Below are 15427 nucleotides of genomic sequence, written 5' to 3'. Positions count from 1 at the left end.
CCTATACATAAGCCTCGGCAACATCTACAAATTCGGACATATTCCGCACAATAGTCCCTGTATTTAAAATCAGGATTTCAAAAGGATCTTTGCCAAACCGCATCACATGACGCAGATTAATCGTCAGATCCTTTTGCTCTCCTAATTTTAAAATCCATTTTGCACAATTATCTCCACATACGGAGGCATTAAAGATCTTTCCGTCTGTATCGTATGCCATCAGCAGCAACGTTTTGATTCCTCCGGATAAATCTTTCGGTGGAATCGGACCAAGCACCGGGCTGTCAATCAGATGCGCACTGATTACCTCCGAGCGATCCACATCGCGGATCATTTCTTTTGCCAGTGGCGTGGTCAGCCATTCATCTTCATAACAATTATCAAAATAGGTTGGCGGATGATAGATTGCACCTTTCATTTCTCCAAGATATATTTTCAACATAATAAAATTCCTCTCGCTAACGCTCATTATATCGTGATACGCACATTATACCATATCTCAAAGCCTTCTTGCGCAAAAATGTATCGTTTGTCAACATTTTCCGGGATAAAAATGTTGACAAACGATACAACACTATTGCCAAATGTCGCTAATTCATTTTTTCTCCCAAAAAGAAAGAAGCCATACTCTCTCAAGTATGACTTCTCTCCTTTTTCAAATTCTTTTTAAGGAAAAAGAATTACTCTTCTTCTGCGCCGTACAGTTTTACGAGTTTGTTCAGGTAAGTGTAACGGTCTTTTGCTTCCTGCTCGTTCTTGCCGAACAGTCTTTCTGCTTTCGCCGGGTTTGCACGTTTCAGAGAGTTGTAACGTACCTCGCCGTTCAGGAATTCCTGATAATCTCCTGACGGAGCCTTGGAATCCAGTGTGAATGCGCTCTTGCCTTCTGCAGCGAGTGCCGGGTTGAAGCGGAAGCAATGCCAGTATCCGGTCTGAACAGCGAGCTGCTCCTCGGTCTGTGCTTTGCTCATACCTTTCTTGATACCATGGTTGATACATGGAGCGTAAGCGATAATGAGGGACGGTCCCGGATATGCCTCTGCCTCTGCGATTGCTTTGACTGCCTGATTGTAATCAGCGCCCATAGCGATCTGTGCTACGTATACATAGCCATAGCTCATTGCGATGCTTGCCATATCTTTCTTCTTGGTTTCTTTACCGCCTGCTGCGAACTGTGCAACTGCACCGGTCGGAGTAGCTTTGGAGGACTGTCCGCCTGTGTTGGAGTAAACCTCGGTATCGAATACCATTACGTTGATATCTTTTCCGCTGGCAAGTACGTGGTCTACGCCGCCGAATCCGATATCGTAAGCCCATCCGTCGCCACCGAAGATCCACTGGGATTTCTTAGCGAGGAAGTCTTTGTTCTTCACGATTTCTCTGCAGGTATCGCAGTCAGCATCTTTGATTGCTTCTACGAGTTTATCGGTTGCGGTTCCGTTGGTTGCGCCGCAGTCAAAGGTATCCAGATACTCTTTGCATGCTGCTTTTACTTCTTCCGGAGCTTTCTCAGAGTTCATAACAGCTTCAACTTTGGCTTTCAGGCCGCCGCGGATTGCTTTCTGAGCAAGAAGCATACCATAACCGAACTCTGCGTTGTCCTCAAACAGGGAGTTGGACCATGCCGGGCCCTGTCCTTTCTCGTTTACGGTGTAAGGAGTGGACGGTGAGGAGTTGCCCCAGATAGAGGAGCATCCTGTTGCGTTTGCGATGTACATTCTGTCACCGAACAGCTGGGTGATCAGTTTTGCGTAAGGAGTCTCGCCGCAGCCTGCGCATGCGCCGGAGAACTCAAGCAGCGGTTTCTTGAACTGGCTGCCCTTTACGGTATTCTCTTTGAATTTTGCTACAACATCGGTCTTCTCTGGAAGAGCTGCTGCATAATCGAAGTATTTCTGCTCTGCTTCGTGTGCTGCAAGGCTTTCCATAGCCAGTGCTTTCACACCCTTCTTGCCCGGGCATACGTTTGCACAGGAACCACATCCGGTACAGTCAAGCTGTGAAATAGCCATTGTGAAGGTGTAGTCCGGCATACCGGTCATCGGCATGGTCTGGATGCCTTCCGGAGCTGCTGCTACTTCTTCTGCGGTCATGGCAACCGGACGGATAACAGCGTGCGGGCAGACGAAGGAACATCTGTTACACTGGATACAGTTTTCCGGATTCCATACAGGTACGTTTACGGCAATACCACGTTTCTCGTATGCGGATGTGCCGGACGGAGTTGTTCCGTCTACATAGTCTGCAAATGCGGATACAGGCAGGTTGTTTCCTTCCTGGGAAGTTACTTTTGCCTGGATGGTATTTACGAATTTAACAGCGTCAGCGCGGCCGCTCTCTGCGTGGGTTGTGGTCAGACCTTCGTCTGCTGCATTTTTCCAGCTTTCCGGAACTGCAACTTCTTTGATCTGTTTTGCACCCTCATCAATTGCTGCCCAGTTCTTTGCTACGACATCATCACCTTTACGGCCATAGGTAGCTTTTGCTGCTGCTTTCATGAGTTCGATGGCTTTTTCTTCCGGAATGATCTTCGCAAGCTTGAAGAATGCAGACTGAAGAATGGTGTTGATACGGGTCGGTCCCATGCCGGTCTCGATACCGATCTTAACGCCGTCGATCACATAGAATTTGATGTTGTGGTTTGCGATGAATGCTTTTACCTGTCCCGGCAGATGCTCTTCCAGGCCTGCTTCATCCCATGGGCAGTTCAGAAGGAAGGTTCCTCCGTCTACCAGTTCTTCTACCATGTGATATTTGTTCACATAGGAAGGATTGTGGCATGCAACAAAGTTTGCTTTGTGGATCAGGTATGTAGATTTGATCGGTTTCTTTCCGAAACGCAGGTGAGACATGGTTACACCGCCGGACTTTTTGGAGTCATAGTCGAAGTAAGCCTGTGCGTACATGTCTGTGTTGTCACCGATGATCTTGATGGAGTTCTTGTTTGCACCTACGGTACCGTCTGCGCCAAGTCCCCAGAATTTGCAGTTGATGGTTCCTTCCGGAGTTGTTACCAGAGGAGCGCCAACCGGCAGAGACAGATTGGTAACATCGTCTACGATACCAATGGTAAATCTCTGTTTCTCTGTATTTTCATATACAGCAACGATCTGAGCCGGTGTGGTGTCCTTGGAACCAAGTCCGTAACGGCCTGTGAATACTGGTGTGCTCTCGAATCTGCTGCCTTTTAATGCTGCTACTACGTCCAGGTACAGAGGCTCGCCAAGAGATCCCGGCTCTTTTGTTCTGTCCAGAACGGAAATCTGTTTTACAGTCTCCGGAATTGCATTGATGAGTGCTTCTGCGGAGAACGGACGGTACAGACGTACCTTTACAACGCCGACTTTCTTGCCTGCTGCTACGAGGTAATCGATGGTCTCCTCGATGGTATCGCAGACAGAACCCATAGCGATGATTACGTGCTCAGCGTCTGCTGCTCCATAATAGTTGAACAGTTTGTAATCGGTTCCGATTTTCTCGTTTACTTTGTCCATGTACTCCTGTACGATTGCCGGAAGAGCATCATAGTACGGGTTACATGCTTCTCTTGCCTGGAAGAAGATATCCGGGTTCTGTGCGGATCCTCTCTGGCACGGATGGTTCGGGTTCAGGGCATGTTTACGGAATGCATCTACTGCATCCATATCTACCATGTCTTTCAGATCTTCGTAATCCCATGTCTCGATTTTCTGAATCTCGTGGGAGGTACGGAATCCGTCGAAGAAGTTGATGAATGGAACTTTGCCTTTCAGTGCTGCACAGTGTGCAACCGGTGTCAGGTCCATAACCTCCTGTACGCTGGATTCGCAGAGCATTGCGACTCCGGTCTGACGACAGGCGTAAACGTCTGAATGATCTCCGAAGATGGAAAGTGCGTGGCTTGCAAGGGCACGAGCGGATACGTTGAATACGCCCGGGAGCTGCTCGCCGGCAATTTTATAAAGGTTCGGGATCATAAGAAGAAGTCCCTGGGATGCGGTGTAGGTTGTGGTAAGAGCTCCGGCTGCCAGTGATCCGTGTACTGCACCTGCTGCTCCTGCCTCAGACTGCATCTCAGTTACCTGAACTTCCTGTCCGAAAATGTTCTTTCTTCCCTGGGTTGCCCACTCATCGGTATGCTCCGCCATAACGGATGAAGGGGTAATTGGGTAAATAGCTGCTACGTCGGTATACGCATAAGACGCATGTGCTGCAGCCTGGTTACCATCCATGGTTTTCATCTTTCTAGCCATTTGATTTTATCCTCCTTAAAAAATGATGACCAAAAATTACTTTGGCTTTTCTCAGGTTGGTGTTCTGCCGGGTTTCGGTTGCCTCCGCGCTTCGAAAAACCCGGATAAGGGCATGGCAATGCCACTATGTCCAGTGTTTGAATTATAACACTGATTGGGCATTCTGTCCAGATTTTCTGTGGGTGTTCAGGGAAAAATACAAGTTTTTTACAACTTCTGGTAATTCCGCGTCGAATTTCTTGATAAAAAAAGAAGGAACGGCCCGCATATTTTTTTCTCTTCTGCGGACAGTTCCTTTGCTTGTTTTATTTCTGATTCTGCGCCTCAATCTGTTCTGCGAGGTCGGTGAGATAAACCCATCTCTCGGTTTTTTCTTCCAGAGCAGCTTCGGTCTTCTCTTTTTCCGCCATCAGTTCGGCGAGCTTTGCAGAGTTGGTGGCGTTTTTGAGCATCTGATCGTCAAGCGATGCAATCTTTTCCTCGAGTGCGGCGATATCGTCATCGATGGTCTCGTACTCGCGCTGTTCTTTGAACGTAAATTTCAGGCGGGTCGGACGGTTCTGCTTCCAGTCATTGTTCTTTGGCTTTGCAGGTTCGTCCGCGGACGTTTTGGACGGCGCTGCTTTTGCCGTTTCTTCCGCACTTCCGCCGAAACGGCGTTCTTTTGCTTCGAGGTAATCGGTGTAGCCGCCCTCGTACTGCAGAAGATTTCCGTTTCCGTCGAATTCGAAGATGCGGTCCACGACGTTATCCAGGAAATAGCGGTCGTGGGAAACGGTGATGACGATGCCGACGAACGTGTTCAGGAAATCCTCAAGCACGGTCAGGGTCGGGATATCAACGTTGTTGGACGGCTCGTCGAGGATCAGAACATTGGCGCCGCTCACTAAGACGGATAAGAGATACAGTCTCCGTTTTTCGCCTCCGGAGAGTTTGGAAATCGGGGTGTACTGCATATCCGGTGTGAACAGGAAGCGTTCGAGCATCTGCGATGCGCTGATGCGGCCGTCACGGGTCTGGACATACTCAGCGATATCTTTCACGTAGTCGATCACGCGCTGATTCGTATCCATGTCCGGCTCTTCCTGTGCCAGATAGCCGATGCGGATCGTGTCGCCGATTTCGATGGTTCCCGCATCCGGCAGGACTTCTCCGGTGATCATCCGCAGCATTGTGGATTTTCCGCAGCCGTTCGGGCCAATGATGCCGACACTCTGGTTCCGCAGGAAGATGTATTCGAAATCTTTCATCAGCGTTTTATCGCCGAAGGCTTTGCTGACGTTATGGAATTCAATCGTTTTCTTTCCCATGCGGGTCTCGACAGCATCCATCTCCACGACAGCGTCTGCGGTCGGTGCCGTGCCATTTTTGAGTACTTCGAGACGTTCGAGTCTTGCGCGCTGTTTTGTGCTTCTTGCGCGGCAGCCGCGTTTCGCCCATTCGAGTTCCATGCGCAGGATGCTCTGGCGTTTCCGTTCAGAGGCGAGTTCCATCTCCTCGCGCTCAGCTTTCAGTTCCAGAAAACGGGAATAGTTGGAATCGTAGCTGTACATTTTTCCGTGGCTGATTTCGAGGATGCGGTTCGACACTTTATCCAGGAAATAACGGTCATGGGTGACCATAAAGACGGTTCCGCGGTAATTTTTCAGGTAATCCTCGAGCCAGGAGAGCATCGCATTGTCGAGATGGTTTGTCGGCTCGTCGAGGATCAGGACGTCAAAATCGGACGCAAGCACTTTTGCCAGGGCAACCTTGCGGCGCTGGCCGCCCGAGAGGGTGTCGATTTTTGCGTCGTATTCGGTGATACCGAGCTGTACAAGGTTGCTCTGCACCTGCCAGTCCTCCTCATCGCCGGAAAGGGCGTAGGACAGCACGGTGGCATCCTTTGGAAATTCCGGTGTCTGCGGAAGATAGGCCATTTTGAGGTTGTTCTGGCGGATAATCTGGCCGGAATCCGGGGTCTCATCTCCTGCTACTATGCGCAGCAGCGTGGATTTTCCGGTTCCGTTGATTCCGACGATGCCGACCTTGTCGCCCTCCTGCAGGCCGAAGGAAGCATCGTCAAAAATCAGTTTATCGCCGAACAGTTTGCTGATGTGTTCGATGTTGATGATATTCATTTGCACAGTTCTGCAACGGTCTGGTTGATGACTTTTCCGTCTGCTTTACCTTTCATATCTGCCATAACGGCCTTCATGATGGCACCTTTGCTCTTGGTTGCCAGAACGTCTGCGAATTTCTCCTTGATGTAGGCTTTGACTTCGTCTGCACTCATCTGTTTCGGTGCATACTCGCTGATGACGTCATAGCGGAACTGATACTCTGCTTTTAAGTCCTCACGGGATGCCGGGCAGGTATCGATCTGCTCTTTTACGGTCTTCAGCTCTTTTAAGATGACGCGGTCTACCAGCTCCGGTTTGATGTCATCGCGGCAGCCCTCGTCGATGGCTACTTTCTTTGCTGCGGAGATCAGGGAAGAGATGGCCTCTTTTCTCGCTTTGTCTTTGGCTTTCATTGCTGCTATCATATCACTTCTTAAAGTTTCTAATTCCATGGTGTTGTTCCTCCTGTACTAAATTTTGTCCGGTTTCAAGTATAACACTTCTCTTTTTGCTTTTCCAGTCACTTTGTAGGATAGCTCCCTTATTTTTCCCACGGCAGACGGTGTTTCTTTACCTGGATTGCCTGATGCGGGCACATTTCCTGACAGCAGAAACAGCGGATGCACTTTTTATAATCGTAGACCGGCGGATTTCTGCGGCCGTTATCAAAGCGGACGGCTTTCCCTTCCACCGGGCAGCTCTCGACGCAGACGCCGCATTTTTTACATTTTTCTTCTATGATATAGGGGCGGCTCTGGAAGACCCCGAGGATCTCGAGCAGGTCGAGGGCTCCTTTTTTGCGGGCTTTGCGGCGGTCGACGTTGAAGTTTGGATTTCCGTACTTTCTTTTCAGTTCTTTCTCGGATATGGTGCCATCCGCTGTCACGATTTCGATGCGGTCGTCGTGCCACGTTCCAAGGCCGAGCGTTTCCCCGTAGAGATTTGTCGGCACATACGACGGATCGAGGTTCACCAGATGGCAGAACACGGTATCCAGTGCGATCGGATCGGTGGACATAAGAAGAACTCCCATCGAAACCGGGTCGCCGGAAGTCGGACCATTGCCTTCCATTGCTACGATGCCGTCGCAGATATAGAGGCGCGGGGCGACTTTCTGGTTCAGCTCGATCAGCATGTGTGCGAAGCTCTCAGCGTTCGGATACTGCGTGTGGCCGAGTTTTTTGTAGACGCCGCTGATGCAGCCGTACTGGTTCTTGACAGCTCCGGTGATGCGTTCCAGCGCGTGGGTTTTCATTTTGCTGACGCTGATGAGGGCGTCGCAGTCGAGTGCATCTTTCGCAATCATCAGAAATTTGCCATCGGCGGTTTCTACGCGCTCGCTCGTAAGGAAATCCTTCAGCGGAACGTTGTGTTTTTCCAGCACCTCTTTCAGCCCGGCTTCCTTTGCAATGCCCTCCGGGGTGCCAAGGCCGCAGGAATCGCCGCAGGAAATATTCTCATAGCCATTTTCCTGCAAAATCGTGATCAGGGCATCCATGACTTCCGGGTCGGTCACGACGGCGCGTTCGCGTTTTGCGGAGCGGACGAGGTTTGGTTTTAATAAGATATTCTCTTCTTTTCCGATCAGAGATTCCAGGCCGCCAATTGCTTCCAATCCCTTTTGCAGGCTTTCCTTTACGTGCGCCGGCTCATAGTCGGGACAGGCAACCACTGCCACTTTGCTTTTTTTCATATTCACCTCATGTTTTTCTATATTTCAAAAGAAGCTGCGATCCCCTTACCGGTTCTCACAGCTTCTTCGTATATTCACACAGAATATGTTTTTACTTATGCTACTTTGCTTTTTGCAAGCTCAGCCAGTGTTGCAAATCCTTCTGCATCGTTAACTGCCATGTCAGCCAGAACTTTACGGTTCAGCTCAACGCCTGCCAGTTTCAGACCATACATAAATTTGCTGTAGGACAGACCGTTCATTCTTGCTGCTGCGTTGATACGAGCGATCCACAGCTGACGGAACTGACGTTTTTTCTGTTTTCTTCCTGCGTAGGAGCTGGTCAGTGCGCGCATTACGGACTGTTTTGCTACTCTATACTGTTTGCTTCTGGCTCCTCTGTAACCTTTAGCCAGTTTTAATACTCTGTTATGTTTTTTCTTAGCGTTCATGCCGCCTTTAATTCTTGCCATTTCTTATTTTCCTCCTTGATCTGTTGGGCGTAACTCTACCTTGCAAAAATTACATGTAAGGTAAGATTTTCTTCATGTTCTTTACGTTTGTTGCATCAACAGTAGTCTGTTTTCTCAGGTTTCTTTTTCTCTTCTGAGATTTCTTGGTTAAGATATGGCTCTTGTAAGCTTTATTTCTTACTAATTTTCCTGTTCCTGTTGTTTTAAAACGCTTTGCAGCTGCTCTGCTTGTTTTTACCTTTGGCATTTTAATTTCCTCCTTGATATTGATTCAAATGTATTTTAACGTTTAGCCGTCAAAAACATGGTCATGCTTCTGCCTTCCACCTTCGGCGCTTTGTCAACCGTTGCAATATCGGACAGACTCTCTGCAAATTCATCGAGGATGTATTTGCTGCTGTTCATATGTGCCATCTCACGGCCGCGGAAACGAAGTGTTACTTTTACTTTGTCGCCCTTTGTAATGAACTTGCGGGCTGCACCTACTTTGGTATTAAGATCATTGGTGTCAATGTTTGGAGAAAGGCGAACTTCCTTGATTTCAATTGTTTTCTGTTTTTTCTTTGCTTCTTTTTCCTTGCGGGCCAGTTCATATCTGTACTTTCCGTAGTCGATAATTTTGCAAACCGGCGGTTTCGCTGTCGGAGCAATTTTCACAAGATCCAGACCTGCTTCCTGTGCTTTCAGGTACGCATCTCTGGCAGACATAATTCCAAGCTGTTCTCCGTTCTGACCGATCAGACGAATTTCTCTGTCTCTGATCTGCTCATTAATCATTAATTCGCTAATTGTAGTGCACCTCCATCATTATAAAAGACTGTGTTCCCGCTTTTGCGGTGTAACGAAATCAAACTCGGCTCACCGGACCGGATTTGACTGATAACGCAAGAAAAGTGGATAGACAGACTATCCACTTAACATTGTACATAAATCTCTACACAAAGAGAACTTAAGATCAATATTGGACCGTAGTCGCGTGTTTGCGCTAGGGTGAGAGTGGATACTCTACTTTCTTTTTCTCAGACTATTGCAGTATAGCACTCTCCCATCCTGTTGTCAATACTGATTTTCGCATTTTTTCGTATTTATTTCCCGCAGCCACAGCGGAAGGAGCTGCACTCGGTTTCCTGGCAGCTGCATGCGCTGTCTCCGGCGATATGGATATCTCCGGCTTCGCATTTACAGTTGTCGTTAAAGGTACAGTTCTGCGCCTTGCAGTCGACACCGATTTTCGTACAGCCGCAGCCGGTGGAGTTGGACATCGTGCCCTCACCGCGCTCCTTGAAGCTCTCGCAGCACGTTTCCATGGAGCTTTTGGCTCCGCTTCCGCCTACGCGGATATCTCCTTTGGAACAGAGCTCGTTCTGGTTGTAAACACAGGTCATAGCGGAACAACTTAATGCTGGCATAATAAATTACCTCCTGAAATTTAGTTTTCTGCGGTTTCGCCCGCATAGAAACCATTATTTCCAAGAGGTAATTTTTTATGCTTTATTTATTTGATAATACCAGTGTCCAAAGTTTGGAAATCCGACGCAAGCAAAGCTTGCACGAGGATTTTTAAATTTTGGACACGCCAAAACATGAGTAAGTAGCCATTTTTCGAAGAAAAATGAGCGGAGTACGAATGTTTTGAAGATTGCGGGAGTACGAAGTACGGAGCAATCTGGTATCATAGGTGTCAATTTTTTTGACACCTACCTTATTTATTTTCTTTTGTTTCAACAGTAACCGGGCGGTTAACGCGGCCTGCGATTTCTTCTTTGATATCTGCGATAAACTGCTCCAGGCTTCTCTGGCCTTCATCACCTGCAAAACGGCTTCTGACAGATACAAGACCTGCCTCTTCCTCTTTTGCTCCGGCGATCAGCATGTATGGAATCTTCTGTCCCTGTGCCTCACGGATCTTATATCCGATCTTCTCGGAACGGGTATCCATCTCTGCGCGGATGCCTGCCTCGTGAAGGGCGTCCAGAACCTTCTTGCCGTAATCTGCGTATTTGTCGGAGATTGGCAGAACCTTTACCTGTACCGGTGCAAGCCAGGTTGGGAATGCACCTGCAAAATGCTCGATCAGGATACCGATGAAACGCTCAACAGAACCGTAAACAACACGGTGGATCATAATCGGACGATGTTTCTCGCCGTCTGCTCCTGTGTATTCCAGTTCGAATCTCTGCGGCAGCTGGAAGTCAAGCTGGATGGTACCGCACTGCCACGTTCTTCCGATGGAGTCTTCCAGATGGAAGTCGATCTTCGGGCCATAGAATGCGCCGTCGCCTTCGTTGACTACATAGTCAAGGCCAAGATCATCGAGTGCGCCGCGGAGACCTTCGGTTGCTACCTCCCAGTCCTCATCGCTTCCCATGCTGTCTTCCGGACGGGTGGACAGCTCTACGTGATATTTGAATCCGAACAGTTTGTAAACCTGGTCAATCAGGTTTGCAACGCCTTTGATTTCGTCTTTGATCTGCTCCGGTGTCATGAAGATATGGGCATCGTCCTGGTTGAAGCAGCGTACACGCATCAGGCCGTGCAGCTGGCCGGATTTCTCATGACGATGTACCAGACCAACCTCTGCCAGACGCAGCGGCAGATCACGGTAGGAACGAGGCTCGGATTTGTAAACGAGAACGCCGCCCGGGCAGTTCATCGGTTTGATTGCATAATCTTCATCGTCGATGACGGTGGTATACATGTTTTCTTTGTAGTGATCCCAATGACCGGAGGTCTCCCACAGGCGACGGTTCAGGATGATCGGTGTGGAGATTTCTACGTATCCTGCTTTTCTGTGGATTTCACGCCAGTAATCCATCAGTGCATTTTTCAGATCCATTCCTTTTGGAAGGAAGAACGGGAATCCCGGGCCGTCCTCACTCATCATAAACAGGCCGAGCTCTTTTCCGAGTTTTCTGTGGTCACGCTTCTTTGCTTCCTCGATCATGTGGAGGTACTCTTCAAGCTCTGCTTTCTTTGTGAATGCAGTTCCGTAGATTCTCTGCAGCATCTTGTTTTTCTCGCTGCCTCTCCAGTATGCGCCTGCAAGGCTGGTCAGTTTGAAGGCTTTGACCGGCTTTGTGCTCATCAGATGAGGGCCTGCGCACAGGTCCGTGAATTCACCCTGGCGATAGAAGCTGATGACTGCGTCTTCCGGCAGATCTTCGATCAGTTCTACTTTATATGGCTCTTCTTTTTCTTTCATGAAAGCGATGGCTTCTGCTCTCGGCAGCTCAAAACGCTCCAGTTTCAGATCCTCTTTTACAATTTTCTTCATTTCTGCTTCGATTTTTTCAAGGTCTTCGCTGGTGAGTGGAGTATCTCTGTCTACATCGTAGTAGAATCCGTCTGCGATGGACGGTCCGATTGCAAGCTTGGTATCCGGGTACAGTCTCTTGATTGCCTGTGCCATGATATGGGATGTGGTGTGACGGAATGCTGCTTTTCCGCCTTCATCGTTGAAGGTCAGAATGGAAAGATTGCAGTCCTTGTCGATGACGGTACGAAGATCTTCTACTTCACCGTTTACTTCACCTGCACAGGCCATTCTTGCAAGGCCTTCGCTGATGTCTGCTGCGATCTCAATGATGGATTTCGGTTCGGAGTACTCTTTGGTACTTCCATCTTTCAGTGTGATGATCATTTGCTTTACCTCTTTCTTTGTATATTTTTCGCAAGCGTGTTTCAGAATTTTTATACTTTTTACAGCAACAAAAAAGTCCCTTCTGACACGCTTATGCTGTCAAAAGGGACGATGTATTTTCATTCACCGCGGTTCCACCCATTTTGTTTTTTCAAACCACTTCATTTGACGATAACGGAATCACCGGGCCGGATTGGGGCCGCTCAGAGCTGGTCTTCGATCACGTTCCTGTTAAAACCCTTGCACCACAAAACGGGGTTTCTCTCTGTCACATTCGCTGTGATTTACTCGTCTCTTCTACGCTTTGTTTTTTTGCTTCGATTGCTTTTTCGGCTCTCGATATTTTTAGATTATACCACCCATTTAGTGGTTGTCAAGTCCTGCATTGGCTGAAACTTTATTTTTCCGGCGTTTTTTGTACCTCCGTCTGCATGGCGAGTTTCTCTTTTGCCTTCTCCGGCATTTCCAGCAGCCCGAACGCGTAAAAAATCCCGTAGATATACGTAATTCCGCGGATATCCCCCAGATCCTTCGGGCGATCGACAACTGGTCTTGCACTTTCTTCCTGCAGTTCCAGCACCTTATGATACGCAGCCCGGACGGAACTCCAGACAAGGCTTTTACTTTTCTCCCGGCGGTCGATCCAGAGTTCTTTGGTGTAGGTGCCGCTTCTTCCATATTTCATATGGTAGGAATACGGCAGACCGGAATACGTATGGAATTCAAACTCCTGGAACGCGACAACGCAGTCCCACAGGGCTTCTTCTGTCCGTTCCTCATGAAGCCTCCAAAGAGCCTGTTCTCTTTTTTCCTGTAAATTTTCCTGTGATTCTTTGTTCTCTTCCATCTTTTTTGTCTTCTCCGTCGTATCCTTTATTCCACCAGAAATTGATCCAACTCTGCCGCGACCACCGGATTGATTTTTACCTGAGGATGATCGATTTTTCTTCCCTGTGTGACGACCATCTCTACTTTGCGGAGAGCACGAAGATCCTCAAGCGGGTTTTCGACGGTCACGATAAGATCGGCGGATTTGCCGGGCTCGATGGTTCCGGTTTCGGCTCCGATTCCGGCCATTTCGGCGGCGCGGGCGGTTGCGGTGTAAAGCGCGAAGGCGTTGGAGACGCCGACATATTTATGGATGTAAAAGAGTTCCCGCCAGAAGTCGTACTGCGTGATCCACGGACAGCCGACATCGTTTCCGAGGACGACGGGGATGTCGTTGGCGATGGCTTTTTTCGCACAATCTATGATTCCTTCGAAAACAACGTTACCATTGAACTGCTCTATCTCAGTTGCGTTGGTGATGGAACGGTCGAACAGCGCATACGGCAGGGCCGGGGACAGTGTCGTACATAGAAATGCATTCTTTTCTTTGAACAGGCGAATCATATCGTCATCCATTTTTGCACCGTGCTCGATCGAATCCACACCGTTTTCCAGTGCCACGCGGACACCCTGCGGCGATTCGACATGGGCGGCGACTTGATAGCCGAGTGCATGCGCCCGGTTACAGACGGCTTTTACCATTTCCGGTGCCATTTTGAGTTCTCCCGGAACGCCTTTTTCTTTGGCATCCAGCACACCGCCGGTGATCATCAGCTTGATCAGGTTGACATTTTCGCATTTTGCCTCATCTACATGGGCGACTGCCGCATCGATACTCTCTGCTGCGATCGCTACCGAACCTGCCATGTGCCCGCCCGGTACAGAGATTCCCTCGTTTGCGGCAAGGATTCTCGGGCCGGTCTTTTTACCGGCTTTGATTTCATCGCGCAGCCGTGTATCGAAAGTGCCAAGACCACCGACCGTGCGGATCGTGGTAACGCCGCTTAGCAGTTCATCTTTTGCGAAGCCTGCTACCATGCGGTAGGCGATCGCGCGGGAAATTCTGTTGCTCATCAGGGTTTTGACGAGTTTTGCGTTGTCGCGCTGCTTCTTCTGCGGTTTTCCATTGCCTGCGAGATGGACATGCATGTTGATCAGTCCGGGCATGATGTATTTTCCCTGCAGATCTATCTCCGTATAGCCGGAAAGTCTGGTTTCTTCCGGGACAATCGCTGCGATTTTTTCTCCTTCCGTCAGAATGATCAGACCGGTCTGAACCTGCATATCTTTCGTTCCGTTTAGGATTTTTCCGTTTTTGTAGGCATATTTCATACTCAATTCCCTCTTTTCTGCCAAACGTATTATGTTTTATTTTAACACGTCAGAGAGGGATTTTGCGACAGAAAAATCGTTTTTCTCTGTTTTTTATTTTTCTTTTATTCTGCCCCGCATAACTGCCCTCACACCGCCGAACAGAACACCGGCAACAGCCCATAGGATCCAGGTTTTATCCCATTCTCTCGTCTGGAAGCTCCATACAAGATAGATGGCGGTGACAATACACCAGTAGGCGGTTGTAAAAACTTCTGTTTTCTTTTTGTATCGTTTTTCTTCCGGTGTATATTCGCCTTCCTGCAGCAGGATGACGTAGCTTCCATTTATGGTGCTGACCCGCACAATGAAAAAGACACCAACGGCGACCAGAAGCAGCAGGATGGATACGGTGGCTGTGATGATGTAGTCCGGCTGGCTGAATGCAATGGCAGCGAACATCGGGATAACTGCCAGAATACAGAGGGTAACACCGGCGGCGATTCCTCTGGTAAAGGTGCTTTCGTAGTCCTTTTTCCGTTCCTGAACAAGGCCGGTTACACCATAGGCAGTTTCTATTCTCTCCTTTTCCAGATATTCATACTGCTGTCCGTGAATACTGTAGGATACGAAAATCACAACAGCAGCGGCAACCAGCAACAACAAAACGGAGATGCCTGCTCCCGTTGCCATGTTTTCGCTGATGTTTTCTATATGGGAATCGGAAAGTCCGGCAAGGAAGATCAGCAGCGCCGGGCTGATGATACAGAGCGCAACAGCTCCGGCGAGTGTCGGCCCTGTTTTCCGTCTCCATTCCATGAACGCGTTTGCTTCTTCCATCGATACACTCCGCACGGATGACTCCTCTGCGGCGTATTCCAGTATTTCTGTTCCTGTCTCTGATTTTAATTCGTCTTTTAACAGATAGTCGGTGCTGACACCAAAGATTTCAGCAAGACGGAGCACTTTCTGCAAATCCGGCGTGGACTGTGCACTCTCCCATTTGGATACCGCCTGCCGCGAGACGGAAAGTTTCTCCGCCATCTCTTCCTGTGACCATCCATTTTTCTTTCTCGCTTCTGTGATTTTTTCTGCCAAAATCATATTTGTTTTCTTCTGTTTTCCAGCTCTTTTTCAGTAATCTTTTTGCTGCAGCTCACAGCCATTCT

General features: G+C 48.7%; 13 protein-coding genes. All 13 read right to left on the bottom strand.

Going from position 1 to position 15427, the window contains the following annotated elements; all coding sequences use genetic code 11:
• Nucleotide 1: 1 nt before the first annotated feature.
• The 13 genes from DWY63_RS10210 to DWY63_RS10150 all read right to left on the bottom strand — a co-directional run bounded on the left by DWY63_RS10210 (nucleotide 2) and on the right by DWY63_RS10150 (nucleotide 15362).
• Nucleotides 2-442, bottom strand: a complete 441-nt coding sequence (locus tag DWY63_RS10210) for a DUF4869 domain-containing protein (RefSeq protein ID WP_055227895.1) — start codon at nucleotides 440-442, stop codon at nucleotides 2-4.
• Between the two features lie 238 nt (nucleotides 443-680).
• Nucleotides 681-4232, bottom strand: coding sequence for a pyruvate:ferredoxin (flavodoxin) oxidoreductase (gene nifJ / locus DWY63_RS10205; protein WP_117802022.1), 3552 nt, complete (start codon nucleotides 4230-4232; stop codon nucleotides 681-683).
• 305 nt (nucleotides 4233-4537) lie between these two features.
• On the bottom strand, nucleotides 4538-6352 hold the full coding sequence (locus tag DWY63_RS10200; RefSeq protein ID WP_117509409.1) for an ABC-F family ATP-binding cassette domain-containing protein: 1815 nt from the start codon (nucleotides 6350-6352) through the stop codon (nucleotides 4538-4540).
• Entirely contained in the window at nucleotides 6349-6786 is a 438-nt protein-coding gene (locus DWY63_RS10195) for a GatB/YqeY domain-containing protein (RefSeq protein WP_022461739.1), read from the bottom strand. The genes DWY63_RS10200 and DWY63_RS10195 overlap by 4 nt, the downstream gene beginning before the upstream one ends.
• A gap of 89 nt (nucleotides 6787-6875) precedes the next feature.
• Nucleotides 6876-8027 carry a DUF362 domain-containing protein gene (locus DWY63_RS10190; RefSeq protein ID WP_022461740.1) on the bottom strand — a complete coding sequence of 384 codons (1152 nt, stop codon included), beginning with the start codon at nucleotides 8025-8027 and terminating at the stop codon, nucleotides 6876-6878.
• A 95-nt stretch (nucleotides 8028-8122) separates the two neighbouring features.
• Entirely contained in the window at nucleotides 8123-8479 is a 357-nt protein-coding gene (rplT, locus tag DWY63_RS10185) for a 50S ribosomal protein L20 (RefSeq protein ID WP_022461741.1), read from the bottom strand.
• Between the two features lie 49 nt (nucleotides 8480-8528).
• Nucleotides 8529-8726 carry a 50S ribosomal protein L35 gene (gene rpmI / locus DWY63_RS10180; RefSeq protein ID WP_022461742.1) on the bottom strand — a complete coding sequence of 66 codons (198 nt, stop codon included), beginning with the start codon at nucleotides 8724-8726 and terminating at the stop codon, nucleotides 8529-8531.
• 35 nt (nucleotides 8727-8761) lie between these two features.
• Nucleotides 8762-9256, bottom strand: a complete 495-nt coding sequence (infC, locus tag DWY63_RS10175; protein WP_022461743.1) for a translation initiation factor IF-3 — start codon at nucleotides 9254-9256, stop codon at nucleotides 8762-8764.
• Nucleotides 9257-9564: 308 nt separating this feature from the next.
• Nucleotides 9565-9888, bottom strand: a complete 324-nt coding sequence (locus DWY63_RS10170) for a DUF1540 domain-containing protein (protein ID WP_055221693.1) — start codon at nucleotides 9886-9888, stop codon at nucleotides 9565-9567.
• Nucleotides 9889-10181: 293 nt separating this feature from the next.
• A complete protein-coding gene (gene thrS / locus DWY63_RS10165) occupies nucleotides 10182-12119 on the bottom strand; it encodes a threonine--tRNA ligase (RefSeq protein WP_022461745.1) in 1938 nt (645 codons plus the stop codon).
• A 397-nt stretch (nucleotides 12120-12516) separates the two neighbouring features.
• Complete coding sequence (locus DWY63_RS10160) at nucleotides 12517-12966, bottom strand: hypothetical protein (protein WP_243001876.1); 450 nt, start codon at nucleotides 12964-12966, stop codon at nucleotides 12517-12519.
• Between the two features lie 26 nt (nucleotides 12967-12992).
• Nucleotides 12993-14279, bottom strand: coding sequence for an amidohydrolase family protein (locus DWY63_RS10155; RefSeq protein WP_117802021.1), 1287 nt, complete (start codon nucleotides 14277-14279; stop codon nucleotides 12993-12995).
• A gap of 93 nt (nucleotides 14280-14372) precedes the next feature.
• On the bottom strand, nucleotides 14373-15362 hold the full coding sequence (locus DWY63_RS10150) for a helix-turn-helix domain-containing protein (RefSeq protein ID WP_117802020.1): 990 nt from the start codon (nucleotides 15360-15362) through the stop codon (nucleotides 14373-14375).
• Nucleotides 15363-15427 lie beyond the last annotated feature (65 nt).

It is taken from the genome of Blautia sp. AF26-2, from assembly GCF_003460955.1.
Lineage (GTDB): Bacteria > Bacillota > Clostridia > Lachnospirales > Lachnospiraceae > Fusicatenibacter > Fusicatenibacter saccharivorans.
This window is presented reverse-complemented; position numbering and strand designations above follow the sequence as displayed.